Source organism: Nocardioides sp. SYSU D00038, assembly GCF_016924665.1.
Lineage (GTDB): Bacteria > Actinomycetota > Actinomycetes > Propionibacteriales > Nocardioidaceae > Nocardioides.
On record NZ_JAFFJT010000031.1, the window covers coordinates 26,134 to 51,356 of the forward strand.

Here is a 25,223-nt window from a genome sequence, read left to right on the forward strand (position 1 = left end):
TCAGACCTGGCGGAGCATCTCCGCGACGAGGAACGACAGCTCGAGCGACTGCACCCGGTTCAGCCGCGGGTCGCAGACCGACTCGTAGCGGTTGGCCAGGTCGGTGTCGGTGAGCTCCTCGCCACCGCCCACGCACTCGGTGACGTCGTCACCGGTGAGCTCGACGTGGAGGCCGCCGGGCCAGGTGCCGAGCGAGCGGTGGACGTCGAAGAAGCCCTGCACCTCGTCGATGACGTCGTCGAAGCGACGGGTCTTGTAGCCGGAGGACGCCTCGAACGTGTTGCCGTGCATCGGGTCGCAGACCCACGCGACGTCCAGGCCCTCGGCGGTGACCTTCTCGACCAGGTGGGGCAGGCCGTCGCGGATCTTGCCCGCGCCGAACCGGGTGACGAAGGTCAGCCGTCCCGGCTCGTTGGTGGGGTTGAGCTTGGCGGCCAGCGCGATCGCGGTGTCGGGTGTCGTGGTCGGCCCGAGCTTGACGCCGATCGGGTTGCGGATGTGGCTGAGCAGCTCCACGTGGGCGCCGTCGAGCTGGCGGGTGCGCTCACCGATCCAGACGAAGTGGCCCGAGACGTCGTAGGGCTGCTGGGTGCGCGAGTCGATCCGGGTCATCGCGTGCTCGTACTCCAGCACCAGCGCCTCGTGGCTGGAGTGGAAGTCGACGCGGTGGAACTCGTCGGGGTCGGCGCCGATGGCCTGCATGAAGGTGAGGGCGCGCTCGATCTCCGAGGCCATCTCCTCGTAGCGGCGGCCGACCGGTGAGCTGCGGACGAAGTCGGTGTTCCAGGTGTGCACCTGGCGCAGGTCGGCGTAGCCGCCGGTGACGAACGCGCGGACCAGGTTCAGCGTCGCGGCCGAGCTGTTGTAGACGTCGACCAGCCGCTGCGGGTCGGGCACCCGCGCCTCGGGGGTGAAGTCGTAGCCGTTCACGGCGTCGCCGCGGTAGGCCGGCAGCGTCACGCCGTCGCGGGTCTCGAGGTCGGAGGAGCGCGGCTTGGCGTACTGGCCCGCGATCCGCCCCACCTTCACGACCGGCACCGAGGCGGCGTAGGTGAGCACCACGGCCATCTGCAGGAGCACCCGCAGCTTGTTGCGCACGTTGTCGGCGGTCACCCCGTCGAAGGTCTCGGCGCAGTCGCCGCCCTGGAGCAGGAACGCCTCGCCGCGGGCGACCGCGCCGATCTTCTCCTTGAGCTCGTCGCACTCCCCGGCGAAGACCAGCGGCGGCAGCGTGCGCAGGCGCGCGACGGCGGCGTCGACGCCGGCCGGGTCGGGGTAGGTCGGCTGCTGGGCGGCGCCCAGGGCGTGGAGGTCGGGCAGCGAGGGGATGCTCACCGCACCAGCGTACGCGCGGAACCGCCCCCGGGCCGCCTCGACGACGATCCCCGGACGCCCGTCCCCGGCGCCGCGGCCGGACCCGGGGGTCAGTCCTTACCCAGGCCCTCGACGTCCTCGAACTCGGTGCCGACTCCGGTGGCCCGGTTGATCGCGTAGGTGATCGCCCACAGCACGACGCCGATGAGCATCAGCCCGCCGGCGATCTTGTAGACCTCGGCCTCGCGGTCGACCCAGGGTCCGGCGAGCGAGAGGCACAGCACCGCCGCCAGCAGCGGGGTGACGCCGGGCGAGGTGAAGAACGACTTGTCCTCGAGGCCGCGGGCGCCCCGCAGCACCAGGCAGGCGATGTTGACCACGGCGAAGACGCACAGCAGCAGGAACGCGGTGACGTTGCTGAGGTTGGCCACGACGTTGCTGTCGGGGTCGCGGGTGACGTAGAAGATCAGGCCCAGCGCGAGCAGGGTGGTGAACGCGATCGAGACGGCCGGCGTACGCCTGCCCGGGAGCACCCGGCCCAGGGGCGCGGGCAGCACGTGCTGGCGGGCCATGCCGTAGAGGAGCCGGCTGGCCATCAGCATGTTGATCAGGGCGGTGTTGGCCACCGCGAAGACGGCCAGGAACGGGAAGACCTTGTCGATCGGGAAGTCCGGGGCGCCCTTGCCGACGACCTCGAGCAGCGCCCGGCCCTCGGCGTCGGCGATGGTCTTCAGCTCGTCGCTGGTGAGCACGGTGACCACCGAGATCGCCACCAGCATGTAGAGGATCACCGCGATCCCGAGGCCGGTCAGCATCACCCGCGGGAACACCCGCTCCGGCTCCTCGGTCTCCTCGACCATGTTCACGGCGTCCTCGAAGCCCACCATCGCGAAGAACGCGATCGAGGTCGCGGCCGTCACGGCGAGGAAGAGGCCCTTGTCGTCGTAGTCGCGGAACGTGGTGAGCTCGCCGAAGTCGGCGTCCCCGCGGCCGACGACGTAGAGGCCGACGCCGATCACGATGCACAGCGCGACCACCTCGACGAGGGTCAGCACCACGTTGAACTTCACGCTCTCGCCCACCCCGCGCAGGTTGATCACGGCGAGCAGCACCATGAAGCCCATCGCGATCGCGGTGATCACGCCCGTCGAGGCCGCGGAGTCGATCCAGCCGTTGACCTCGAGACCGGCGGTGAAGTTGTCGGCGAGCGTCTTGGCCGACGTCGAGGCGCTGGTGATGCCCGAGCACACCACGGCGAAGGCGACGATGAAGGTCAGGAAGTGCACCCCGAACGCCTTGTGCGTGTAGAGCGCGGCACCGGCGGCCTGGGGGTACTTGGTGACCAGCTCGAGGTAGGACAGCGCCGTCAGCGTCGCGACCACGAAGGCCAGCAGGAACGGGAGCCACACCAGCCCGCCGACCACGCCCGCCATCTGGCCGGTGACGGCGTAGATGCCCGCACCGAGGATGTCGCCGACGATGAAGAGCAGGAGCAGCTTGGGTCCGAGCACCCGCTTCAGCGCGGGCTGCTCCTGGCCGCGTGGTGCCGCGGGCTCCGTGGTGGTGCTGGACATGAGCGCCTCCTGGTCCGAGTGCCGGTGGGTGCTGTCACCCAACCGCACTCGTACCCGCGTTGACCAGAGTCGAGCCGCGGCGGCCGCCGCGACGTCCTGCCGGTCCAGCCCAGCCGCTGGGCCTAGCCGAAGAACACCTCGGCCTCGGCGTACTCCTCGGGGCTGACCAGCTTGAGCTCGCCGGTGCCCTCGATGAGCGGCACCCGCTCGATCCGGGTGCCGCGCAGCGCCATCATGGTGCCGAAGTCGCCGTCCTTGACGGCGTCGATCGCCTGCAGGCCGAAGCGGGTCGCCAGCCAGCGGTCGAACGCCGTGGGCGTGCCGCCGCGCTGGACGTGACCGAGCACCACCGCGCGGGCCTCCTTGCCGGTGCGCCGCTCGATCTCGCCGGCGATCCGGTCGCCGATGCCGCCGAGCCGCACGTGGCCGAACGCGTCGAGCTCGCCCGAGACCAGCGTCATGTCGCCGCCCTCGGCCGGCACCGCACCCTCGGAGACCACGATGATCGGGGCGAACGAGGTCTTGAACCGGTTCTCGACGTGCTCGCAGAGCCGCTCGATGTCGAAGGGCTGCTCGGGGATCAGCACCGCGGAGGCGCCGCCGGCCATGCCGGAGTGGAGCGCGATCCAGCCGGCGTGACGACCCATCACCTCGACGACCAGCACCCGGTGGTGCGACTCGGCGGTGGTGTGGAGCCGGTCGATGGCCTCGGTGGCGATGTTGACGGCCGTGTCGAAGCCGAAGGTGAAGTCGGTGCCGGACAGGTCGTTGTCGATCGTCTTCGGCACGCCGACGACGTCGACCCCGAGGTCGGCGAGCTTGGTGGCGACCCCGAGGGTGTCCTCGCCGCCGATCGCGACCAAGGCGTCGACGCCCTGCGCGGCGAGGTTCTCCTTGATCCGCTCCACGCCGCCGTCGATCTTGAACGGGTTGGTGCGCGAGGAGCCCAGGATCGTGCCGCCGCGCGGCAGGATGCCGCGGCACTGCTCAATGCCGAGCGGCATGGTCAGACCCTCCAGCGGGCCCTTCCACCCGTCTCGGAAGCCGACCAGCTCGAAGCCGTGGTCCCTCACCCCGCGCCGCACCACCGCCCGGATGACGGCGTTCAGGCCGGGGCAGTCCCCGCCTCCGGTGAGCACTCCGACGCGCATGCGGACTCCTGGGTCAGGTCGGTTGGATCGTTCAAGGCCGCTGCCAACCTAGTGCGTCCCGGGTCACACTTCCAGCACGGTCCCGGCGTCGTCGTCGGCCCGGTTGGTCACCCGTGCGGCGGCCAGCGGCAGCACGGCGGGCAGCCGCGCGGCCACCACCGCGCCGAGCAGGGAGACCGCGGCGAGCACCAGCCACAGCGGGGCGGCGCCGCGGTCGAGCAGCCAGGCGAAGCAGACCGGCGCGACGGTGCTGGCGAGGTTCCACGCCAGCTGGATCAGCGAGAGGTAGCGGCCGCGCAGGTGGTCGGGCGCGGCCTCGGCCGACAGCGCGCCGTGCACCGGCCCGCCGACCAGCTCCCCGAGCGTGTAGACCACCGAGCCGAGCAGCACGACCGCCGCCGCGAGGGCCACCGGCCGCGCCACCGCGCTCGCCGCCGCGGCGAGCAGCACGACGTACGACGCGACGAAGAGCAGGTGGCCCAGCACCAGCACCCGCCAGCGGCGGGCCCCGGTCATCGCCCGCACCACCAGCCCCTGGCCCAGCCCGATCATCAGCGTGTTGAGGGTGAAGACCGCGCCGGTCACCCAGCCGGGGAGGTCGAGGAGGTTGGTGGCGTAGACCGGGATCGCGAAGTTCAGCACCATCATCGCGATCGCGAAGAGCAGCTGCGAGGTCCACAGCACCCGGTAGGGGCCGTCGCGCAGCACCACCCCCCACGAGCCGGGTTCGTCGGCGTGGTGGGTCGGCGGCACCGGCGGCACCGCGAGCAGCAGCACCAGTGCGACGGCGTACGACACGGCGTTGACCACCACCACCGTCGCGTACGCCGACGAGGTGCCGATCGTGATCGCCGCCCCCGAGGCCAGCCCGCCGATCGCGAAACCGACGTTGCGCAGCGCCCCGAGGAACCCGAACCACGTCTCGCGCTCCCCCGGCGCGGAGATGGCGGCGACGATGTTGCCGTAGGAGCCCCAGAACGCCGTTCGGCCCACGGTCACCGCGACCGTCCAGGCCGTGAGCGCGGCGAACGAGTCGACGAGCAGGTACGCCGCGAACCCCACGCACTGGAGGGCGTTGCCGGCCAGCAGCACCGGCTTGGCCCCGACGCGGTCGACGAGGCCGCCGAGCAGCGGACCCACCGGCAGCGAGACCAGCGAGGCCAGCGAGATCGCCGCGCCCACCTGCACCAGCGAGAGGTCGGTGGCGACGAGGAAGTAGAGCACCGAGACCGGCATGAACACCCCGCTGCCCACGGCGTCGATCGCGATCGCCGTGACGAAGCGGCGATGACGACCCACCGACGGGAACCCGAGACGCTGCAGCACCGGAGCATCGTGCAACCTCGAGCGGGGTCGAGGGCAAGCGGATATCGGACGGCGGTGGGGTGGCGGCGGCTCGCTAGGGTCACGACCATGACCTTCTCGATCGTGGCCAGGTCCGCCGACGGAGAGTCGTGGGGGGTGGCCGTCGCCTCGAAGTTCCTCGCCGTGGGGTCGGCGGTGCCGGCGGCGGTGGCCCAGGTGGGCGCCATCGCCACCCAGGCCGACGCGAACGTCGCCTACAAGGGCCTCGCGCTCTCCCACCTCGACGACGGCGCGACCGCCTCCGTGGCGCTCCAGCGGCTGCTGGAGGAGGACGAGCAGCGCGACCACCGCCAGGTCGGCATCGTCGACAGCGACGGCGGCGCCGCCACCCACACCGGCCAGTCCTGCATCGAGTGGGCCGGCGGGCTGACCGGCGAGGGGTACGCCGTGCAGGGCAACTGCCTGGCCGGCGAGGACGTCGTGCTCGCGATGCGCGACGCCTGGGAGGACTCCGACCCGGCGCTGCCGCTGGCCCGGCGGCTCCTCGCGGCGCTGGCGTCCGGCGACGACGCCGGGGGCGACAAGCGCGGCCGCCAGTCGGCGGCGCTGCTCGTGGTGCGCGAGGGCGCCGGCTACGGCGGCCTCGACGACATCGCGGCCGACCTGCGCGTCGACGACCACACCGCCCCGGTGCAGGAGCTGGAGCGGCTGCTCGACCTCAACGATCTCTACCTCACCGCATCCACCGACGAGGAGAAGGTGCCGGTCACCCCCGAGCTCGAGGAGGAGCTGACGACGTACGTGCGCGGGCTGGGGCACCCCGACGTGCACACCTGGGTCGGCACCGAGAACTACGAGATGCGGGTCGCCCCCGACCTGGCCTGGATCGACGAGCGGATCCTGGCGATCGTGCGGGGGGAGACCAGCCGGTGAGCGTGCTCGCCATCGACGCCGGCACCACCGGCGTCACCGCCGTGGTCGTCACCCCCGACGGCTCGATCGCGGCCAAGGGCTACCAGGAGTTCCCCCAGCACTTCCCCCGCCCGGGCTGGGTGGAGCACGCCCCCGAGGAGATCTGGCAGGCGACCCTCGAGGCGACCCGGCTCGCGCTGGCCCAGGTCGACCGCGCCGACGTCACGGCGGTCGGCATCACCAACCAGCGCGAGACCGTCGTGCTCTGGGACCGCGAGACGCTGGGCTCGCCGCGGCGGGCGATCGTGTGGCAGGACCGGCGTACGGCGGACCTGTGCGTGCGGCTGCGCGAGGCCGGTCACGAGGACCGGGTCGCCGAGCTGACCGGGCTGCGGCTCGACCCCTACTTCTCCGGCACCAAGCTGGCCTGGCTGCGGGAGGAGGAGCCGCACACCTGGGCACTGGTCGAGTCGGGCCGCTACGCCGTCGGCACCGTCGACTCCTACCTCGTGGCCCGGATGACCCGCGGAACCTGGCACGTCACCGACGTCTCCAACGCCTCCCGGACCCTGCTGTTCGACCTCGGGGCGGGCGACTGGTCCGACGAGCTGTGCGCACTGTTCGGCGTGCCGCGCGACGCGCTGCCCGAGATCGTGCCCAACTGGGGCGAGATCGCGACCACCGACCCGCGGGCGTTCCTCGACCTGTCGCTGCCGATCGCCGGGCTCGCCGGAGACCAGCAGTCGGCGCTGTTCGGCCAGACCTGCTTCGACGAGGGCGACTCCAAGTGCACCTACGGCACCGGGTCGTTCATCCTCACCAACACCGGCAGCGAGCTGGTGCGCTCCGACGCCGGACTGCTCTCCACCGCGGCCTGGCGCTCCCCCGACGGCGAGCTCACCTACGCGCTCGAGGGCGCGATCTTCGTGACCGGCGCCGCGGTGCAGTGGCTGCGCGACGGGCTCCAGCTGGTGGGCTCGGCGGCCGAGACCGAGGCGGTCGCGGCGACGGTGCCGTCGTCGGAGGGCGTGGTGTTCGTGCCGGCGCTGACCGGGCTGGGGGCCCCCCACTGGGACCCCTACGCCCGCGGCCTGATCATCGGGATCACCCGCGGCACCACGCGCGCGCACGTCGTGCGGGCCACCCTGGAGGCGATCGCGTTCGAGGTGCGCGACGTGCTCGACACCATGCCGGGCCTCTCCTCGCTGCGGGTCGACGGCGGCGCCTCGGCCAACGACCTGCTCTGCCAGGTGCAGGCCGACCAGGTCGGCGTACCCGTCGACCGCCCGCGGCTGGTCGAGACCACGGCCCTCGGCGCGGCGTTCCTCGCGGGCCTCGGGACCGGCGTCTGGGGCTCGGTCGACGACCTGCGCCAGACCTGGCAGCTCGACCGGTCCTTCACCCCCTCGGCCGACCGGACGGCGGCCGACGCCGCCCACGCCCGGTGGACCGACGCCGTCGAGCGCGCCAAGGGGTGGGCCTCGGAGTGACCGCGCCGCGGTAGTCCGTGACGTTTAGGCCCCCGACACGCCGTACCGAGGGGCCCGAACGTCACGGACTACCGCTCCAGGCGCGCCAGTGCCTCCGCCGCGCGCTCCCGGGCACGGGTCGCCTCGGCGAGCGCCTCCTCGGCCTCGGTGCGGGCGTCCTCGGCCTCGGCGATCTCGTCGTCGACCTCCTCGTAGGCGGTCTCGAGCTCAACGATCCTGCGGCGGAGCTCGTCGATCTCCGACTGAAGCTGCATCGAGCGGGCCTCGAGCTCCTCGACCGCGGTGGTCGCCTCGGTGTGCGCGTCCCGGGCCTGCTCGAGCTCCGCGTCGGCCTCCTCGAGGGCCTCCTCGGCGGCGGCACGGGCCTTGGCGTCCGCCTCCGGGTCGGGTACGACGCGGAGCTCGGGCCGCGGCTTCTCGGCGGGGGCGTCGGAGTCGCGGGCCGGCGCTTCGAAGCCCAGCGCCTCCGGCAGCGCCACCGCCCCCGTGAGGTCGACCTCGTCGACGCCGGTGGCCGACAGCGGCGCGATGAGCATGCCGCTGCGCACCGCCCGGGCGCACGACTCGTCGACCATCGCGGCGGTCAGCGTCGCCTCGACCTGGTCGGCCACCGACTGGGTGACCCTCTGCCCGTGCTCGCGCGACAGGGCCCGGGCACGGGTGGTGACCGCGGCGGTGAGCTGGCGGCGCTGCTTGGTCAGCGCCCGCAGCTCGTCGGCCGACATCGACTCCTGCGCCGCCCGCAGCGCCGTGCCGACCTCGAGCACCTGCTCGACCTGCTCGGTCTCGTGGCGCACCAGCAGGTTGACCACCCAGGCGGCCAGCGACGGCTTGCGGAGCTTCTTGACCTGCGCGGCGAGCGGCGTGCCCTTGAGCTCCTTGGCCCGGGCGTCGCGCGCGGGGGTGAAGTCGGCCGGGTCGAGCGCGTAGAGCTCGTCGGCCTCCGCCAGGAGCCCGTCGCTCACGGCCGGTCCTCCCCCGCTCCGGCCGGCTGCTCGCCGTCGTCGAGGCCCTGGGCGATGGCGTAGCGGGTGAGCTCGACGCGGTTGTGCATCTGCAGCTTGCGCAGGGTGTTCTGCACGTGGTTCTGCACGGTGCGGTGCGACAGCACCAGCCGCTCGGCGATCTGCTTGTACGACATCCCCTTCGCGACCATCTTGAGCACCTCGGTCTCGCGGTCGGTCAGCTCCGAGGGCGGGCCGTCGGGTCCCCTCGGCGTCGGGTCGGGCTCGTCCTTGATGCGCCGGAACTCGCCGAGCACCAGACCCGCCAGCCCGGGCGTGTAGACGGTGTCGCCGCCGGCGACCCGGCGTACGGCGTCGATCAGCTCGGTGCGCGAGGCCGACTTGACGAGGTAGCCGGTCGCCCCTGCCTTGACGGCGTCGAGCACGTCCTGCTGCTCCCCGGACGCCGAGAGGATCAGCACCCGGGCCGACGGGTCCTGGCGCAGCACCTGCGCGGTGACCTCGACCCCGGTGGGCGGCGGGATCTGCAGGTCGAGCACGACGACGTGCGGCCGGCAGGCCGGGAAGCGCGCCAGCGCCTCGGCGCCGGTCGAGGCGACCCCCACGACCTCGAACCCCGCGCCCTGGAGGTCGCGCTCGACCGCGTCGCGCCACATGGGGTGGTCGTCGACCACCATCACCCGGATCGGCGTCTCGCTCATGCCCCGGACCCTAGTGCCCCGACGTGCGCCGATCCGGCGCCAGTGCCGCCGGGTGACGTCGACCCGGCGTCAGTCGGCGCGAGACTGGGCGCGGTGCTGGGTGGCGGAGCGTCGTCAGCCGCCGAGCGGGACGAAGTGGCCCCGCCGGTGGCCCAGGGCGGGGGCGGTCTCGTCGAGCACGGTGGGCTCCTCGAGCCGCGCGGTGACCAGCAGCGACCAGCCGACCTCGCGGGTCTCGACCGGCACGGCGCCGACCCACGCCGTCGCGTCGGCCAGCCGCGGCCCCCACCGGGTCTGCTCCCAGCCGGCGTGGGCGAACGCCCCGCCGGGGGCCGGGGCGGTGCCGGCGAACATCTCGGCCAGGTCGCGGTGGGCCCACGAGAGCACCTGCACCACGCACCCGCCGTGCTCCTCGAGCCCGTCGCGCAGGTCGGAGTCGGGGTCGACGAGCGCCAGCACGTGGGGCGGCTCGCCGTTCGCGACCATGACCGAGCTGATCGTCAGCCCGGCGCGGGTGGTGCCCTCGCCGGTGGTCCAGAGCGTGACCGCACCGCCGAGCCGGCCGCGGAACCGGCGCACCGGGTCGGGATCGGCCGCGAACGGGTGTCCGGAGTGGATCGTCACCGCGGCCCCCGGGGTACGACGAGCTCCCACTCGGTGCCCGAGGCGCCGGTGTGGAGGGTGGCGGTGCCGCCGAGGTCGGCGACCCGGCCTCGCACCGAGCCGCTGACGCCGAGCCGGCCCTCGGCGACCGCCGACTCCAGCCGCCCGCCGGGGATGCCGGGCCCCTCGTCGCGCACCGACACCTCGACCCGGTCGGGCAGCGCCTCCAGCAGCACCCAGGCGGGCGCGTCGGGTCCGACGTGCGCGGCGACGTTGTCGAGGCAGGCGGCGACCGCGGCGACCAGCTCGGTGACCACCTCGGCCGGCAGCACCACCGGCTCGCCCGGGCCGGCCACCGACACGCCGGGGCGGCGGTCGAGGCGGGCCAGCTCGGCGGCCAGGTCGAGGGTGCCGGCGCGCCGGGCGTCGGCGACGGCGTCCTGGTCGCGGATCAGGCTGCGCAGCCGGGCCTCCTGCTCCCCCGCCAGCCGTCCGAGCTCCGCGGCGTCGCCGCCGAGCTCGTGGCCGCGGCGCTGCACGAGCGCCAGCGTCTGGAGCACGCCGTCGTGCACGGCTCGCGCCAGCCGGGCCCGCTCGGCGGCGGCCGCCGCCGACCGCTGCGCGGCGTCGCGCTCGGCGGCGAGGTAGCGCAGCGACTCGCCGAGGAAGCCGATGATCAGCCCGCCCAGCACGAGCAGGAACGCGTTGCCGTAGTGGGACTGGGAGACGTCGCGTCGGATCGCCAGGTCGACGACGCCCAGCAGCACGCCCGCGGCCAGTCCGCCGCGCCAGCGCCAGACCACCGCCCAGGCGAGCAGCGCACCCATCACCCAGAAGCCCGGCACCGTGGCGCTGAACCCGTCGCCCTTGACCGCCGGGGTCGCGACCAGCACGCCCACCGCGACCGCGAGGTCCGCGACCAGCAGCGGCCACGTTCGGCGGCGGGCGGCGAGGTAGGCCCACGCGGCGTACGCCGTCCACAGCACCATCACCGCGACCAGCAGCAGCCCGGCGGTGGGGTGGACGAAGTTGTCGCGGCGGTAGACGTTGAGCACGACGGCGTTGGCGAGCACCGCCAGCCGCAGCACCACCAGCCAGCGGACCAGCCGCTCCTCGACCGTGTCGGCCGCGCCGAACCAGGCGCCGGTCGCGGCGCGGAGACGGGCGACCGCGCCCGGCTCGCGAGCGGTCAGGACGCCTTCTTGTGCTCGTCGACCCGGTCGGCGGCGTCGGCCTGCTTCTTGGCGTCCTCCTTGGCCCGGGAGGCGTAGGTGTCGACGTACTCCTGCCCGGAGAGACGCATGATCTCGTACATGATCTCGTCGGTGATCGACCGCAGGATGTAGCGGTCGTTCTCCATGCCCTCGTAGCGCGAGAAGTCCAGCGGCTTGCCGAAGCGCACGATCGGCCGGGTGAACGAGCCGAACTTCTTGCCGGGCGGCGCGATCTCGTCGGTGCCGACCACCGCCACCGGGATCACCGGCACCTTCGACTCCAGCGCCAGCCGCGCCACGCCGGTCTTGCCGCGGTAGAGCCTGCCGTCGTGGGAGCGGGTGCCCTCGGGGTAGATGCCGAACAGCTCGCCCTCGTCGAGGATCCGCCTGGCGCTGGTGAGCGCCCCCTCGGCGGCCGAGGCGCCGGACCGGTCGATCGGCACCTGTCCGGCACCGGAGAAGAACAGCCGCTGGAACCAGCCCTTGACACCCGGCGAGGTGAAGTACTCGGCCTTGGCCACGAAGGTGACCCGGCGCGGGAGCGTGAGCGGCATGAACAGCCAGTCGGCGTAGGACAGGTGGTTGCTGGCGAGGATCGCCGGGCCCTCCAGCGGGACGTTCTCGGCGCCGACCGCCTGCGGGCGGAAGACGAGCTTGAGGAGGGGACCGATCGCGATCCACTTCAGGAACCAGTAGAACACTCGAGAACCTCCCACCACGACCGTGCGGCCGACCGGACGGCCGAACGGTCGAAGCCTAGACCGTGGGTGCAGAATCGCCACCATGACGATCCACCCCCTGGCCGCTCCCCTGTCGGTGCCGGCGCGGCCCGAGCTGACCGGCGGGCGCCGGGTGGGCGTGCTGCTCAGCCACGGCTTCACCGGGCAGCCCGCCTCGATCAAGCCGTGGGGCGAGCACCTCGCCGCGCTGGGGTACGGCGTCGAGGTGCCGCGGCTGCCCGGTCACGGCACCACCTGGCGCGAGCTCAACACGCTGCGCTGGGACGACTGGTACGGCGAGCTCACCCGCGTGTTCGACGGGCTCTGCCTCGACCACGACGCGGTCGTCGTCGGCGGGCTCTCGATGGGTGGTGCGCTGGTGCTGCGGCTGGCCGCCGACCACCCCGACCGGGTCGCCGGCGTGATGGTGGTCAACCCGGCCGTGGCCACCGCCCGCAAGGACGTCAAGCTGCTGCCGCTGCTCAAGCACCTGGTGCCGTCGTTCCCCGGCATCGCCAACGACATCAAGAAGCCCGGCGTGGAGGAGCACGGCTACACCCGCACCCCGCTCAAGGCGATCCACTCGATGATGCAGGCGTGGCCCGGGATCGTCGCCGACCTGCCGCGGGTCACCGCTCCCCTGCTCTACCTCCGCTCGACCGTCGACCACGTCGTCGACGGCCGGTCCGAGCCGCTGGTGCTCGGCAACGTCGGCTCCACCGACGTCACCCGGATCGAGCTCCCCGACAGCTACCACGTCGCCACGCTCGACAACGACGCCCCGCGGATCTTCGAGGAGTCGGCGGCCTTCGTCGCGCGTGTGACCGCTCCGTAGGCTGGGGTGGTGAGCAGCACGAACGACGACGACGCCTGGCGCGCCATCGTCGAGAACTACGGCGAGCGAGCCGCCATCGACCCGGCCGACGACCCCGCGGGCGCCGCGGCCGCCGAGGAGCCCGCGCCGGTGTGGTCGTCCTGGGACTCCGGCGACGCCGGCGGCTCCGGGGAGATCGTTGACGTGCCCGACCGCGACCTCCCGGACCTCGACCTGCCCGATCCCGAGGACCGCTTCGTCCCGCCGACCCCGCCTCCGCTGCCCCGCCCGCCCCGCGACCGGCTGCTCGCCTGGGTGGGCCTGTTCGGCTCGCCCCTGGTGCTCCTGGTCTGCCTGCTGCTCGGCATCGACCTGCCCCCGATCATCGGGTACGCGCTCGTCGGCGGCTTCGTCGGCGGGTTCCTCTACCTCGTGTTCCGGATGCCCCGAGAGCCCGGCGACCCCTTCGACGACGGCGCCCGGCTGTAGCCCCGCCGAGGCGGGGGGGGGGGGGGGGCGGAAAACCGCCGCCGCCCCCCCCCCCCGTGGCGTGGTTACCGGTTCCGCATAACCCACGCCTCGGCCCCCTCAGCCGCGGGCCAGGATGGCGGCGCCGACGACGCCGGCCTCGGGGCCGAAGCGCGCCCGCAGCACCGGGGGTACGACGCGGTGGGGGGCGCCGACCAGCGAGCGGGCCAGCGCGGTGCGGGCCGGCTCGAGCAGCCGGTCCCCGGCGGCCGAGACGCCACCGCCGATGACCACCACCTCGGGGTCGAGCGCGGCGACCAGGTTGGCCAGGCCGACGCCCAACCAGCTGCCCACCGACGCGAACGCCTGCCGGGCCACCAGGTCGCCGGCCTCGGCGGCCTCGGTCACCATGGGGCCGGCGAGCTGCTCGGGGTGCCCCGAGCACAGCTCCTCGAGCATCGTGGGCTCGTGCCCGATCCGGGCGGCGGCGTAGCGGACCAGGGCGTTGCCGCTGGAGTACTGCTCCCAGCAGCCGCGGCCGCCGCACTCGCACGGGTGCCCGTCGGGCACCACCTGCATGTGCCCGAACTCCCCGGCCATGCCGTTCAGGCCGCGGTGCACGTCGCCGCCCACGACGACCGCGCCCCCGATGCCGGTGCCCATCGTGACCACCAGCGCCGTGCGGGTAACGCGGGCCGCGCCCAGCACGCACTCCGCGCGGGCGGCGCAGTTGGCGTCGTTGTCGAGGACCACCCGGGTGCCCCAGCGCTCGGTGAGCCGGTCCCGCACGGGCTCGCCGCGCCACGGCAGGTGCGGCGCGAACATCACCCGCTCGCCCTCGGGGTCGACGAACCCGGCCGCGGCCAGGCCCACGGCGTCGACCGGGCGGCCGGCGGCGACCTCCTCGACGGCCTCGGTCAGCGCCCTCTCGAGCAGGCGCACGTCGACGCGCCGGCCCGGCGTGGTGCGCCGGCCGGTCCGCACGACGGTGCCGTCGGGGTCGACCTCCGCGGCCAGCACCTTGGTGCCGCCGACGTCGACACCGATCACGAGCGACACGGGCTCAGCGACGGGCGAGGTCGGCCGCGCCGATCATCCCGGCCTCGTTGCCGAGCCGGGCGGCGCGGATCTCGAGCGACGGGCGGTGCCCGCGCCCGGTGAGCTGGAGACCGAAGGCGCTGCGGATCGGGGCCAGCAGCAGGTCGCCGGCCTCGCTCACGCCGCCACCGATGACGACCACGGCCGGGTCGAGGACGGCGGTCAGCGAGGCGATCCCCTCGCCGAGCCACCGCCCGAGCTCGGCCAGCTGCTCGATCGCGAACGGGTCGCCGTCCTGGGCGGCCGCGGTGATGAGGGGGCCGGTGATCTGCTCGGGGTCGCCGCCGGCGCGGGCGAGCACCTCGCGCGCCAGGATCGAGCCGGCGCGCGCCGCCTCGCGGGTGCGCCGCACCAGCGAGGAGCCGCTGCCGTACATCTCGAAGCAGCCCCGGTTGCCGCAGCCGCAGAGGATGCCGTCGGGCACCACCCGCATGTGGCCGATCTCGGCGCCCACGCCGAAGGCGCCGCGGTAGAGCTCGCCGTCGAGGACGACGCCGCCCCCCACACCGGTGCCGACGGTCACGAGCAGCAGGTCGTCGACGTCGTGGCCGGCGCCGTAGCGGAACTCACCCCACGCGGCGGCGTTGGCGTCGTTCTCCACCACGACCGGCAGGTCGATGCGCTCCTCGAGCTCGCGCTTGAGGTCGAGGTTGCGCCAGGCGAGGTTGGGGGCGAACAGCACCACCGCGCGCGACTTGTCGATGTAGCCGGCGGCCCCGATGCCGACGGCGGTGATCTCGTGGCGCGAACGCAGCTCGTTGACGAGGCCGGCGATGGCCTCCTCGATGGCCTCGGCGTCGGTTGCGGGCGACTCCACGCGCAGCTCCTCCAGGAGCTTGCCGTGGTCGTCGACCACGCCTCCGGCGATCTTGGTGCCGCCGACGTCGATTCCGCAGGACAGGCTCACTGTCCACCACCTTCCGGCTCGGGCCAGTCCGCGCCGTCGTCGGCGTCGGGGTCGAGATCGATGCGCTCCACGCCACCGGGGCCGCGCTCGGCGGACGTCGCCCCCGGCGGCACCGCGGTCGCGAGCAGCCCCGCCGCGGCCTGGAGCAACGACGTCGCGGCGGTCGCGAGGTGGGCGCGCACCTCGGGGCTGGCCTGGCGGACGACGTGCACGGTGCGGCAGACGGGGCACCAGGTGCACTCGGGGGCGCCGGTCGCGAGGTGCTCCTCGGCCCCGACGGCCGCGGCCGCGGCGCGCTCGGCGAGGCCGCCCAGACGCTCCCCCGCGCCGCCCCCGAGGACGCCGCCCAGCCCGCCCGCCTGGCCGGCGTGGGCGCGGGCCCACTCGCCCAGCGCGCCGAACAGCTGCGCGGCCTCCTCGGCCACGCTGCCCACGACGTCCTCGGGCCCCGGGGCGTCCCGGGAGGGCTCGCGCGGCTCGTCCGGCCCGTCGGGCTGCGTCACGTCACTGTCTCCTGTGCCGAGTCCGGCGTCGTCTCCTGGAACCTCACCTGCAGCACGCCGTCCTCGACGACCCGGGCGCCGGCCACCCGGAGCCGGGCCAGCGCGGCCGGCAGCGTGAGGAGACGACGATACGACCCCACGGTCACCACGAGCTCATCGCCGCTGCGCGCGAGATCGACCTCGGTGCGCGACACGAGCGGCAGCCGCAGCCGCAGCACCGCTCCCCCGTCGACCTGGTCGACCTCGAACGGTCCGGCGCCGCTCGGCACCGCCAGCGGGTCGGTGCCGGCGTAGACCTCGTCGGCCAGGGTGCGCAGGTCGGTGACGCCGACCGGCTCGGCGGTGCGGTACTCCGAGCGCCACAGCGGCAGCCCGGCGAACGACTGCTCGACCTGCGCGAGCACCTCGTCCTGCGCCACCACCCAGCCCGCCCGCCAGTCGTCGGCGCCGCCCGCCGGGAAGATCCGGTTGGCCACCACCCCGTCGACGCGGTAGCCGAACAGCGACAGCGACGTGTACGCGCGTCGGGCCTCGGCGAGCACCACCGACTCCGGGGTCAGCACGATCCGCACGCTCGCCTCGGGGCCGCTGAGCAGCGACCGCACCTCGTCGAGCTCGGTGTGCAGCCGCTCGACGGCGTCGAAGACGCCCCCGCCGGGCATCGGCACCCCGGCGGCCCGGCTGAGCACCGGCTTGAGCGCCGTCATCACCCGGGCCTGGGTCGGGAAGACCCGCTGCATGTACCAGCCGAGCGCCTCGGGCAGCGCGAGCAGCCGCAGCGTCTCGGCGGTGGGGGCGCAGTCGACCACCACGACGTCCCAGCCGCCCGACAGCGCCTGGAGCCGCAGCTCGAGGAGGGCGAGCACCTCCTCGGCGCCCGGGACGACGGTGAGCTCCTCGGCGGCGAGCGGGTCGACCCCGGCGACCTCGAGCACCGACAGCAGGTAGCGCTGGATCTCGGCCCACGACCGCTCGAAGCGCTCCTGGGCGTCGACCTGCTGCACGAACAGCCGCTCGGCCACCTCGGTGGGCTGGGAGCCGACCGGCGTGCCGAAGGCGTCGCCCAGGGAGTGGGCGGCGTCGGTCGACAGCACGAGCGTGCGGTGGCCGGCGGCCGCGGCCTGCGCCGCCGTCGCCGCCGCGACCGTCGACTTGCCGACGCCGCCCTTGCCGGTGAAGAGGAGGATCCGCAAGGGGGCTCAGGCGAGGGACTCGACGCGCTTCTTGAGCCCCTTCAGCGCGGTGTCGATGAGGATCTTCTCGCCCTTGCGCTTCAGCATCCCGATGAGCGGGATCGAGACGTCGAGCGCGAGCCGGTAGGTGACCTCGGTGGCCCCGCCGAGGTCCTCCAGCACGTAGGCGCCGTCGAGGGCGCGCAACATCTTGCCCTCGTCGAGGGTCCAGGTGACCTGGCGGTCGCCGTCCCAGGTGTAGGCCAGCGTGTACTCGTCCTTGATCGGCGAGACGTCGAGGGCGAAGAACACCTTCTCGGCGCGACCGTCGGGCCCGGTGGCCACGGTGTCGGCGGTGGTGACGCCCTTGGCCCACGCGGGGTAGCTGTCGAAGTCGGCGATGACCGCCATCACCGCCGCCGGCGGGGCCTCGATGCGGATCGAGGACGTCGTCTGCTCGGCCATGGGAGCCCCCTGCATCCGTCCTGGAGTGGTGCGCGACTGCTGCGGCGGCGAGCGTACCGGATGGGTCGCCCCGGCGACCCGGCGGTAACGTGCGGCTGTCCGCGGCTCGCGGCGGGGCGACCGGCCGGTCCGCCCCGCGCGGGCGTGCCCCTGGAGGAGGAACCCGTGCGGGAGTACGCCACCCCCCTGACGTTCCCGTTGCCCACCACGGGCAACCTGACCGACGACGTGGTCGCCAACGCCCGTGACCACGCCGAGGACGTCGTGTTCAGCAGGCCCTCCCCCGACGGCGGCGAGACCCCCTGGCTCGACGTGACGGCCGCGCAGTTCCACGACGAGGTGTGCGCGGTGGCCAAGGGCCTGGTGGCTGCCGGCATCGAGGTCGGCGACCGGGTCGCGATCATCTCCAAGACCCGCTACGAGTGGACGCTGCTCGACTACGCCATCTGGTTCGCCGGCGCGGTCACCGTGCCGGTCTACGAGACCTCCTCCGCGGAGCAGGTGGCCTGGATCCTGGAGGACTCCGGGGCCCGCGCGGTGCTGACCGAGACCCACGAGCACGTCGCCCGGGTCACCGGGGTGCGCGACCGCCTCGACCAGCTCAACCACGTCTGGTCGTTCGGTGACAACGCCGTGGAGATCCTGGTCCGGCTGGGCGAGGACATCTCCGACGCCGAGCTCGAGAAGCGACGTACGACGGCCGGCCCCGACGACCTCGCCACGCTGATCTACACCTCCGGCACCACGGGCCGGCCCAAGGGCTGCCGACTCAGCCACGGCAACTTCATGTTCGAGCTCGGCGTCGCCGTCGAGGAGCTCGACCGCCTCTTCGACACCGAGGGCGCCTCGACGCTGCTGTTCCTCCCCCTGGCCCACGTGTTCGCCCGGATCATCCAGATCGGCTGCGTGCGCTCGCGGACCCGGCTGGGTCACAGCGCCGACATCAAGAGCCTCCTGCCCGACCTGCAGGCCTTCGAGCCGACGTTCATCCTGGCCGTGCCCCGGGTCTTCGAGAAGGTCTTCAACACCGCCTCGCAGCGGGCCACCGCCGACGGCCGCGGGCGGATCTTCGAGCGGGCCGCCGAGACGGCGATCGCCTACAGCCGGGGCCTCGAGAAGGGCCGGGTGCCGCTCGCGGTGCGCGCCCAGCACGCGGTCTTCACCCGGCTGGTCTACGGCAAGCTGCTCGCGGCCCTGGGCGGCCGCTGCCGCCACGCGGTCTCCGGCGGCGCGCCGCTCGGCGAGCGGCTCGGCCACTTCTACCGCGGCATCGGGCTGACCGTGCTCGAGGGCTACGGGCTCACCGAGACCACCGCGGCGCTCACGGTCAACCTGCCCGACGCGATCAAGGTCGGCACCGTCGGGCGGCCGCTGCCCGGCACCACGGTGCGGGTCGCCGACGACGGCGAGCTGCTGTTCCGCGGCGGCCAGGTCTTCGCCGGCTACTGGAACGCGCCCGAGGCCACCAGCGAGGTGCTCGAGCCCGACGGCTGGTTCCACACCGGCGACGTCGGCGAGGTCGACGACGAGGGGTTCGTCCGGATCACCGGGCGCAAGAAGGAGATCCTGGTCACCGCGGGTGGCAAGAACGTCGCGCCGGCCGTGCTCGAGGACCGGCTGCGCGCGCACCCCCTGGTGAGCCAGTGCATCGTCGTCGGCGACGGCCAGCCGTTCATCGCCGCCCTGGTGACCATCGACCCGGAGTCGTTCGAGGCCTGGGCGGCCACCCACGGCAAGTCGGGGACCGTCGCCGACCACGTCGACGACCCCGACCTGCGTGCCGAGATCGAGGCGGGGGTCGAGGACGCCAACCGCGCGGTCTCGCGGGCCGAGGCGATCCGCAAGTTCCGGATCCTCCCCGACGACTGGACCGAGGAGGGCGGCCAGCTCACGCCCAGCCTCAAGCTCCGGCGGTCGGTGGTGATGCGCGAGCTGCGCGACGAGGTGGCCGCGCTCTACGGCTGAGCCACCCAGCCAGCTCGGGCCACCTGTCGGGGTCGCCTGTCGGGGTCGCCGGGTCGCCGTTCGGCGCACGTCGCCGACCGTTCGTCGTGCGCGGCACGCCCGACCGGGTGACTTTTCGCGAAACGACGACCCTCGGGCTCCATCGCTCCTACAGTTCCGCCTGAGGGAGCAGGCAGCTTTGCTGCTCAAAGGGAACTGATTCGTGGGAACGGATCACGAGGGAGCACGGCGTTCGCGCCAGCCTGCCCTCGTGCGTCCGGGGGATGGGAAAGGTCGCGACATGGACCGACGCAGGATCCTCCTGATCGTCGCGGTGTTGGTGGCGGCGCTGGGAGCGGCGCTCGTCTTCCTGTACGTCAAGGACGCCGACACCCGCGCCAACGAGCGCTTCGACACCGTCGAGGTGCTGCGCGCGCAGGCGATCATCGAGGCAGGAGAGACGATCGAGGACGCCCAGGCGGCCGGGAAGCTGAAGCTGGAGGACGTCTCGCAGGAGCAGCTGCTGGCGGGGGCGCAGACGACGACCACCGGCCTGGCCGGCATGGTCGCGCTGCAGACGCTCTACCCCGGCGAGCAGATCCTCGCCGAGAAGTTCGGGGCCGCGGGCAGCAGCGTGACCTCCAACCTCCAGATCCCGGACGACCGGGCCGCGGTGTCGGTCAACCTCACCGACCCGGGCCGGGTGGCGGGCTTCGTCACCCCGGGCTCGGAGGTGGCGATCTACTACAGCGTCCCGGGCGACTTCACCCGGATGCTGCTGCCGCGGGTCAAGGTGCTCGGCGTCGGCGCCACCACGCCGGTGTCGACCACGACCACCGACGAGTCCGGTGCCGCCGTGACCGAGGAGGTCTCGCGCACGCTGCTCACGCTGGCGCTCGACCAGACCGAGTCGGAGAAGGTCATCTACGCCAGCCTGAACGGCGAGGTCACGTTCGCGCTGCTCACCGACAAGAGCCGCACCGGACCGGCGGACTCCCGGCGCTTCGCGAACCTCTGGTGACCTGATGCCCATCATCGTCGACCCCGACCCCGAGGTCGTGACCGGGCTGCTCGCCGCGATGCCGCCCGGCTCGCACGGCGTGGAGTCCACCGAGCGGCTGCAGGCGTGGCTGGCCACCCACGGCGACGAGTACGTCGTCGTGCTCGGCCCCACGCTCTCCACCGACGACGTGCTCGGCACCACCGAGGCGCTCCGGGTCTCGCGACCGATCGTCAGCACCATCCTGGTCCGCGACGACATCACCACCGAGCTGCTGCGCGCGGCGATCAAGGCCGGCGCGCGCGACGTCGTCGCCAGCGACGACGCCGCCGGGGCGTTCGACGCCGCGATCCAGCGCGCCCAGCAGCTCTACGTCGCGCTGCGCGGCCCCTCGGGCGCGATGCACCTGAGCAAGGTCATCTCGGTCTTCTCCCCCAAGGGCGGGGTCGGCAAGACCACGATCGCGGTCAACCTGGCCCTGGCGCTCTCCGACAAGGGGGCGCGCAAGGTCTGCCTCGTCGACATGGATCTCGCGTTCGGCGACGTGGCGATCACCATGCAGCTGTTCCCGACCCACTCGGTCGAGCAGGCCATCGGCTCCGAGGACACCCTCGACGTGGAGATGCTCGACGTGCTGCTGACCCGCCACCCGGACTCGCTGATGGTGCTGGCCGCGCCGTCGCACCCCGACGTCCGCGAGCGGATCACGCCGGCGCTGGTCTCGCGGGTGATCGCCACCCTGCGCGAGACCTTCGACTACGTCGTGCTCGACATGGCGCCGTCGTTCGACGAGCAGGTGCTGACCGCGCTCGACGGCACCGACGACGTCGTGCTGGTCGCGACCCTCGACGTGCCGACGCTGAAGAACGTCAAGGTCGCCGTCGAGACGCTCGACATGCTGCACGTCGCGCCGGAGCACCGCCACCTCGTGCTCAACCGGGCCGACGACGAGGTCGGCATCAACGCCGACAAGGTCGAGGGCATCCTCGGCATGCCGGTGGTGACCGAGATCGCGACCTCCATCGACGTGGCCGCCTCGACCAACGCCGGCAACCCGATCCTGTTCAGCGACCCCCAGCACCAGTTCAGCGCGGCGATCCGGGACCTCACCCGGGCCCTCGCCGGCGAGCAGCTGGTGCCCGTCCCGGCCGCCGCTCCCGAGGCCGGTGCGCCGGAGGGTCGCGGCCGTCGTTCGCGGAAGCGGAAGTGATGACCCCATGAGCCTCGCCGACCGGATCGCCGCCGCCCGCCGCGCCAACGCCGGACCGGGCACCTCCGGGTCCGCCGCCTCCGCGCCGGCCCCGACCGCCCAAACTGACACCCGCCTCGCCGACGAGGGGCTGCCCGCCGGCGACCACACCGTCCCCGCCCCGGTCTCCCCCGAGGCCGCGGCCCAGGCCGCCGCCCGGGCGGCGGCCGCCGTCGCCGGCAAGCGCCGCGCCGACGTGCCCAGCGACACCCGCGGCACCGGCCGGTCCAGCGGCGCACCCGCGCACGCCGCGCCCGCCGCCCCGGTGGTCGCGACCCGCGCGGGCACGACGCCGTCCGGCAGCCACGGCACGGGCAATGGCACGGGCAACGGCACGGGCAACGGCACCAGCAACGGCGCGGGCACGGACGCCGGCAGCGCCACCCGTCGGATCGCGAGCCTGCAGCAGCAGGACCGGATCGAGGAGCTCAAGAGCAGCGTGCACGTCCAGCTGCTCAAGCAGATGGGCCCGCACCTCTACGACTCCGACATGGACCAGAACGAGCTGGACCAGGAGGTCCGCAAGGTCCTGGCCGACGTCCTCTCCTCGCAGGACCGGCCGCTGAGCAGCAGCGACCGGGCCCGGGTCACCCAGGAGATCAGCGACGACATCCTGGGCTACGGCCCGATCGAGCCCTACCTGCGCGACCCCGACGTCTCCGAGGTGATGGTCAACGGCCACGCCTCGATCTGGCTGGAGAAGTCCGGCAAGCTGGTGCCGGCCACCGCCCACTTCAGCGACGAGGCCCACCTGCGCCGCACCATCGACAAGATCGTCTCGCGCATCGGCCGCCGGGTCGACGAGTCGAGCCCGATGGTCGACGCACGCCTGCCCGACGGCTCGCGCGTCAACGCCGTCGTCCCGCCGCTGGCCGTCGACGGCTCCGCGCTCACCATCCGCAAGTTCGCCACCGACCCGCTCACCGTCGACGACCTGATCTCGTTCGGCTCGCTGAGCCCCCAGACCGCCGACTTCCTCGACGCCTGCGTGCGCGGCCGGCTGAACGTGATCGTCTCCGGCAGCACCGGCGCCGGCAAGACCACGACGCTCAACGTGCTGTCGTCGTTCATCCCCGACGACGAGCGCATCGTCACCATCGAGGACGCCGCCGAGCTGCAGCTCAAGCAGGACCACGTGGTCCGGCTGGAGTCGCGGCCCTCCAACATCGAGGGCAAGGGCGCGGTCTCGATCCGCGACCTGGTCAAGAACAGCCTCCGGATGCGACCCGACCGGATCATCGTCGGCGAGGTCCGCGACGCCTCCGCGCTCGACATGCTGCAGGCGATGAACACCGGCCACGACGGCTCCATCTGCACGCTCCACTCCAACGGCCCCCGCGACACGCTGAGCCGGATGGAGACGATGGTGCTGATGGCGGGCATGGACCTGCCGGTGCGCGCGATCCGCGAGCAGGTGGCCTCCGCGGTCGACCTGATCGTGCACCAGACCCGGTTCAAGGACGGCAGCCGCCGGATCACCCACATCACCGAGGTCGAGCGGATGGAGGGCGACGTGATCACCCTCCAGGACATCTTCGTCTGGGACGGCAGCGCGGGCTTCGACGCCGAGGGCCGGGCCCTGGGCCGGCTCCGCTCCACCGGGCTGCGGCCGAAGTTCCTGGAGAAGATGGCCTACGCCAACGTCACGGTCGACCCGATGCTGTTCGCGACGGACAAGCTGTGACCGGCCGCCTGCCCCGCCGTCGGCCCCGCCGTCAGCGCCGCCGCGAGCCCGCCGTGCGGCTCGCCGCGGTCGCCGGCCGCCTGGCCGCGCTGGGCCTCGCGCTGGGCCTCGCGCTGGCGCCGACCGTCCCGGCGTCCGCGGCCGACCTGGCCGGCTCGATCGACCACGCCGAGCCCACCGACGACGGCCTCCAGGTCCTGGTCTCGGTGCCGGCCGGCGCCGAGGTCGACCTCGACGGCGTCACCGTGGAGGTCGACGGCGAGCCCGCCGAGTCGGTGGCCACCGCGGCCGAGGACACCGGCACCGTGCGCCGCACCGCCGTGCTGGCCTTCGACGTGAGCAACTCGATGAAGGGCGCCCGGTTCCGCGCCGCGCAGCGCGCCGCGGTGGCCTACATCGCCGCGCTGCCCGCCGACGTCCACCTCGGCATCGTCTCGTTCGCCGGGGAGGTCACCCCGGTGCTCGAGCCCAGCCGCGACCGCGACCGGGCCACGGAGGTCGTCGAGGCGCTGACGCTGTCGAAGAAGACCCGGCTCTACGACGGCGTGCTCGAGAGCATCGAGCAGGCCGGCGCCCTGGGGCAGCGCAGCCTGCTGGTCCTCTCCGACGGCGCCGATACCAGCGCCGTTCCGCTCGAGACCGTGACCGCCGCGATCACCAGCGCCCAGGTGCTGGTCGACGTGGTCGCCCTCGAGCAGGACGCGCCGGCCGCGGTCAGCGCCCTGGAGCAGCTCGCCCGGGCCGGCAACGGTCGGCTGATCCCGGCCGAGCGCAGGGCGCTGCGCGAGGCGTTCGCCGCCGAGGCCGACGTGCTGGCCAACCAGGTGCTGGTGACCACCCGGGTGCCCGACGACGTCCGCGACACCGAGGCCACCGTCGAGATCACCCTGCCGACCTCCGCCGGGCCCGTGGTCGCCCAGTCCTTCACCCGGGTGCGCACCGCGGAGGTAGGCACCGACCTCGGTGCCGCCGAGGCCGGTGGCCTCGCGCTGCCGGACTGGGCCGTCTACGCCGGACCCGCAGCGCTCGGCCTCGGTGCCTGCCTGTTCCTGCTGATCGCCGTGCCCCGCCGCTCTGCGCCGCGGATGTCGGCCGCCGACCGGGTCACGCGCTACGCCGAGAGCCAGTCGCGCGCCGACGCCCCGGGCAAGGGCTTCGACTCCGACCAGGCCCTGGCGACGGCGAAGGAGACCGCGACCAACATCCTGCGCCGCAACCAGTCGTTGGAGGCGCGGATCAGCCAGCGCCTCGAGGTGGCCGGCAGCGAGCTCAAGCCCGCCGAGTGGCTGCTCGTGCACGGCGCGGTCGCGTTCGTCGCCGGGCTGCTCGGCATCGCCGTGGGCGGCAGCAACCTGTTCGTGGGCGCGGTGTTCCTCGCCGTCGGGCTGGTCGGCCCGTGGCTCTACCTCGGCTTCCGCGGGGCCCGGCGGCGCAAGCAGTTCAGCATGGGCCTGCCGGACACGCTGCAGCTGATGTCGGGGTCGCTGTCGGCCGGACTCTCGCTCGCCCAGTCGGTCGACACCATCGTCCGCGAGGGCCCGGAGCCGATCGCCGGCGAGTTCCGCCGGGTGCTGGTCGAGACCCGGCTCGGCGTGTCGATCGAGGACGCGTTCGAGGGTGTGGCCGAGCGCTTCGGCAGCAAGGACTTCGAGTGGGTGGTGATGGCGATCCGGATCCAGCGGCAGGTCGGTGGCAACCTCGCCGAGCTGCTCGACACCGTCGCGGCCACCATGCGCGAGCGCGAGTACATCCGGCGCCAGGTCGCCGCCCTCGCGGCCGAGGGCAAGCTGTCGGCGTGGGTGCTCGGGCTGCTGCCCCCGCTGTTCATGGTCTACCTGCTGATGACCAACTACGACTACGTGAGTGTCATGTTCACCGAGCCGCTCGGATGGCTGATGATGATCGGGTCGGGCACCGTGCTGGCGATCGGGGTCTTCTGGATGAGCCGTCTGGTCAAGGTGGAGGTCTGAG

The 25,223-nt window shown here is 73.4% G+C and carries 23 protein-coding genes; 9 read left to right on the forward strand and 14 right to left on the reverse strand.

The window, feature by feature from the left end; all coding sequences use genetic code 11:
- The 4 genes from JT721_RS18130 to JT721_RS18145 form a co-directional block, all read right to left on the reverse strand.
- On the reverse strand, positions 1–1,335 hold the full coding sequence (locus tag JT721_RS18130) for a class II 3-deoxy-7-phosphoheptulonate synthase (protein ID WP_205474675.1): 1,335 nt from the start codon (positions 1,333–1,335) through the stop codon (positions 1–3).
- A gap of 89 nt (positions 1,336–1,424) precedes the next feature.
- Positions 1,425–2,888 carry an APC family permease gene (locus JT721_RS18135; RefSeq protein ID WP_205474676.1) on the reverse strand — a complete coding sequence of 488 codons (1,464 nt, stop codon included), beginning with the start codon at positions 2,886–2,888 and terminating at the stop codon, positions 1,425–1,427.
- Between the two features lie 122 nt (positions 2,889–3,010).
- Complete coding sequence (locus JT721_RS18140; protein ID WP_205474677.1) at positions 3,011–4,039, reverse strand: 6-phosphofructokinase; 1,029 nt, start codon at positions 4,037–4,039, stop codon at positions 3,011–3,013.
- A gap of 63 nt (positions 4,040–4,102) precedes the next feature.
- The gene (locus tag JT721_RS18145; RefSeq protein ID WP_307828131.1) at positions 4,103–5,365 is read right to left on the reverse strand and encodes an MFS transporter; all 1,263 of its coding nucleotides are present in this window, start codon (positions 5,363–5,365) and stop codon (positions 4,103–4,105) included.
- Positions 5,366–5,452: 87 nt separating this feature from the next.
- On the opposite strand from JT721_RS18145, the gene JT721_RS18150 reads away from it, so the two are divergent.
- Both JT721_RS18150 and glpK read left to right on the forward strand, forming a co-directional pair.
- Positions 5,453–6,277: a DUF1028 domain-containing protein gene (locus tag JT721_RS18150; protein WP_205474678.1), complete on the forward strand. Its 825-nt coding sequence runs from the start codon at positions 5,453–5,455 to the stop codon at positions 6,275–6,277.
- On the forward strand, positions 6,274–7,746 hold the full coding sequence (glpK, locus tag JT721_RS18155; protein ID WP_205474679.1) for a glycerol kinase GlpK: 1,473 nt from the start codon (positions 6,274–6,276) through the stop codon (positions 7,744–7,746). The genes JT721_RS18150 and glpK overlap by 4 nt, the downstream gene beginning before the upstream one ends.
- Positions 7,747–7,814: 68 nt before the next feature.
- On the opposite strand, the gene JT721_RS18160 is transcribed toward glpK, so the two are convergent.
- The 5 genes from JT721_RS18160 to JT721_RS18180 all read right to left on the reverse strand — a co-directional run bounded on the left by JT721_RS18160 (position 7,815) and on the right by JT721_RS18180 (position 11,930).
- On the reverse strand, positions 7,815–8,711 hold the full coding sequence (locus JT721_RS18160) for a hypothetical protein (RefSeq protein WP_205474680.1): 897 nt from the start codon (positions 8,709–8,711) through the stop codon (positions 7,815–7,817).
- Positions 8,708–9,412: a response regulator transcription factor gene (locus JT721_RS18165; protein WP_205474681.1), complete on the reverse strand. Its 705-nt coding sequence runs from the start codon at positions 9,410–9,412 to the stop codon at positions 8,708–8,710. Before JT721_RS18165 ends, JT721_RS18160 begins: the two co-directional genes overlap by 4 nt.
- Positions 9,413–9,526: 114 nt before the next feature.
- Positions 9,527–10,036, reverse strand: coding sequence for a flavin reductase family protein (locus JT721_RS21515; protein WP_205474682.1), 510 nt, complete (start codon positions 10,034–10,036; stop codon positions 9,527–9,529).
- Positions 10,033–11,208, reverse strand: a complete 1,176-nt coding sequence (gene macS, locus JT721_RS21865) for a MacS family sensor histidine kinase (protein ID WP_307828136.1) — start codon at positions 11,206–11,208, stop codon at positions 10,033–10,035. Before macS ends, JT721_RS21515 begins: the two co-directional genes overlap by 4 nt.
- Positions 11,205–11,930, reverse strand: a complete 726-nt coding sequence (locus JT721_RS18180; protein WP_307828132.1) for a lysophospholipid acyltransferase family protein — start codon at positions 11,928–11,930, stop codon at positions 11,205–11,207. The genes macS and JT721_RS18180 overlap by 4 nt, the downstream gene beginning before the upstream one ends.
- Positions 11,931–12,012: 82 nt before the next feature.
- Between JT721_RS18180 and JT721_RS18185 the strand changes: the two genes are divergently transcribed.
- A complete protein-coding gene (locus tag JT721_RS18185) occupies positions 12,013–12,783 on the forward strand; it encodes a carboxylesterase (RefSeq protein ID WP_205474684.1) in 771 nt (256 codons plus the stop codon).
- A 9-nt stretch (positions 12,784–12,792) separates the two neighbouring features.
- Positions 12,793–13,251, forward strand: coding sequence for a hypothetical protein (locus JT721_RS18190; RefSeq protein WP_205474685.1), 459 nt, complete (start codon positions 12,793–12,795; stop codon positions 13,249–13,251).
- A 99-nt stretch (positions 13,252–13,350) separates the two neighbouring features.
- On the opposite strand, the gene JT721_RS18195 is transcribed toward JT721_RS18190, so the two are convergent.
- Genes JT721_RS18195 through JT721_RS18215 form a run of 5 tightly spaced genes read right to left on the reverse strand, consistent with a single transcriptional unit; the run spans position 13,351 to position 17,375 of the window.
- Positions 13,351–14,289 (reverse strand): ROK family protein, encoded by a 939-nt coding sequence (locus JT721_RS18195; RefSeq protein WP_205474686.1) that lies wholly within the window; start codon positions 14,287–14,289, stop codon positions 13,351–13,353.
- Between the two features lie 4 nt (positions 14,290–14,293).
- On the reverse strand, positions 14,294–15,235 hold the full coding sequence (locus JT721_RS18200) for an ROK family glucokinase (protein ID WP_205474687.1): 942 nt from the start codon (positions 15,233–15,235) through the stop codon (positions 14,294–14,296).
- Entirely contained in the window at positions 15,232–15,738 is a 507-nt protein-coding gene (locus JT721_RS18205; protein ID WP_205474688.1) for a hypothetical protein, read from the reverse strand. The genes JT721_RS18200 and JT721_RS18205 overlap by 4 nt, the downstream gene beginning before the upstream one ends.
- Positions 15,735–16,931 (reverse strand): ArsA family ATPase, encoded by a 1,197-nt coding sequence (locus JT721_RS18210; protein WP_205474689.1) that lies wholly within the window; start codon positions 16,929–16,931, stop codon positions 15,735–15,737. Before JT721_RS18210 ends, JT721_RS18205 begins: the two co-directional genes overlap by 4 nt.
- A gap of 6 nt (positions 16,932–16,937) precedes the next feature.
- On the reverse strand, positions 16,938–17,375 hold the full coding sequence (locus JT721_RS18215) for an SRPBCC family protein (RefSeq protein WP_205474690.1): 438 nt from the start codon (positions 17,373–17,375) through the stop codon (positions 16,938–16,940).
- A 165-nt stretch (positions 17,376–17,540) separates the two neighbouring features.
- Between JT721_RS18215 and JT721_RS18220 the strand changes: the two genes are divergently transcribed.
- The 5 genes from JT721_RS18220 to JT721_RS18240 all read left to right on the forward strand — a co-directional run bounded on the left by JT721_RS18220 (position 17,541) and on the right by JT721_RS18240 (position 25,222).
- On the forward strand, positions 17,541–19,340 hold the full coding sequence (locus JT721_RS18220; protein WP_205474691.1) for a long-chain fatty acid--CoA ligase: 1,800 nt from the start codon (positions 17,541–17,543) through the stop codon (positions 19,338–19,340).
- Positions 19,341–19,620: 280 nt separating this feature from the next.
- On the forward strand, positions 19,621–20,340 hold the full coding sequence (gene cpaB / locus JT721_RS18225) for a Flp pilus assembly protein CpaB (protein WP_205474692.1): 720 nt from the start codon (positions 19,621–19,623) through the stop codon (positions 20,338–20,340).
- A gap of 4 nt (positions 20,341–20,344) precedes the next feature.
- The gene (locus JT721_RS18230) at positions 20,345–21,529 is read left to right on the forward strand and encodes an AAA family ATPase (RefSeq protein ID WP_205474693.1); all 1,185 of its coding nucleotides are present in this window, start codon (positions 20,345–20,347) and stop codon (positions 21,527–21,529) included.
- A gap of 7 nt (positions 21,530–21,536) precedes the next feature.
- Positions 21,537–23,252, forward strand: coding sequence for a CpaF family protein (locus JT721_RS21525; RefSeq protein ID WP_205474694.1), 1,716 nt, complete (start codon positions 21,537–21,539; stop codon positions 23,250–23,252).
- Positions 23,249–25,222: a type II secretion system F family protein gene (locus tag JT721_RS18240; RefSeq protein WP_205474695.1), complete on the forward strand. Its 1,974-nt coding sequence runs from the start codon at positions 23,249–23,251 to the stop codon at positions 25,220–25,222. Before JT721_RS21525 ends, JT721_RS18240 begins: the two co-directional genes overlap by 4 nt.
- Position 25,223: the final 1 nt, after the last annotated feature.

Bases quoted from the DNA above. Each gene is read 5' to 3' on its own strand.
- JT721_RS21525 (WP_205474694.1), top strand. From the start codon at position 21,537: ATGAGCCTCGCCGACCGGATCGCCGCCGCCCGCCGCGCCAACGCCGGA.
- JT721_RS18185 (WP_205474684.1), top strand. From the start codon at position 12,013: ATGACGATCCACCCCCTGGCCGCTCCCCTGTCGGTGCCGGCGCGGCCC.
- cpaB (WP_205474692.1), top strand. From the start codon at position 19,621: ATGGACCGACGCAGGATCCTCCTGATCGTCGCGGTGTTGGTGGCGGCG.
- JT721_RS18140 (WP_205474677.1), bottom strand. From the start codon at position 4,039: ATGCGCGTCGGAGTGCTCACCGGAGGCGGGGACTGCCCCGGCCTGAAC.
- JT721_RS18215 (WP_205474690.1), bottom strand. From the start codon at position 17,375: ATGGCCGAGCAGACGACGTCCTCGATCCGCATCGAGGCCCCGCCGGCG.
- JT721_RS18230 (WP_205474693.1), top strand. From the start codon at position 20,345: ATGCCCATCATCGTCGACCCCGACCCCGAGGTCGTGACCGGGCTGCTC.
- JT721_RS18165 (WP_205474681.1), bottom strand. From the start codon at position 9,412: ATGAGCGAGACGCCGATCCGGGTGATGGTGGTCGACGACCACCCCATG.
- JT721_RS18135 (WP_205474676.1), bottom strand. From the start codon at position 2,888: ATGTCCAGCACCACCACGGAGCCCGCGGCACCACGCGGCCAGGAGCAG.
- JT721_RS18150 (WP_205474678.1), top strand. From the start codon at position 5,453: ATGACCTTCTCGATCGTGGCCAGGTCCGCCGACGGAGAGTCGTGGGGG.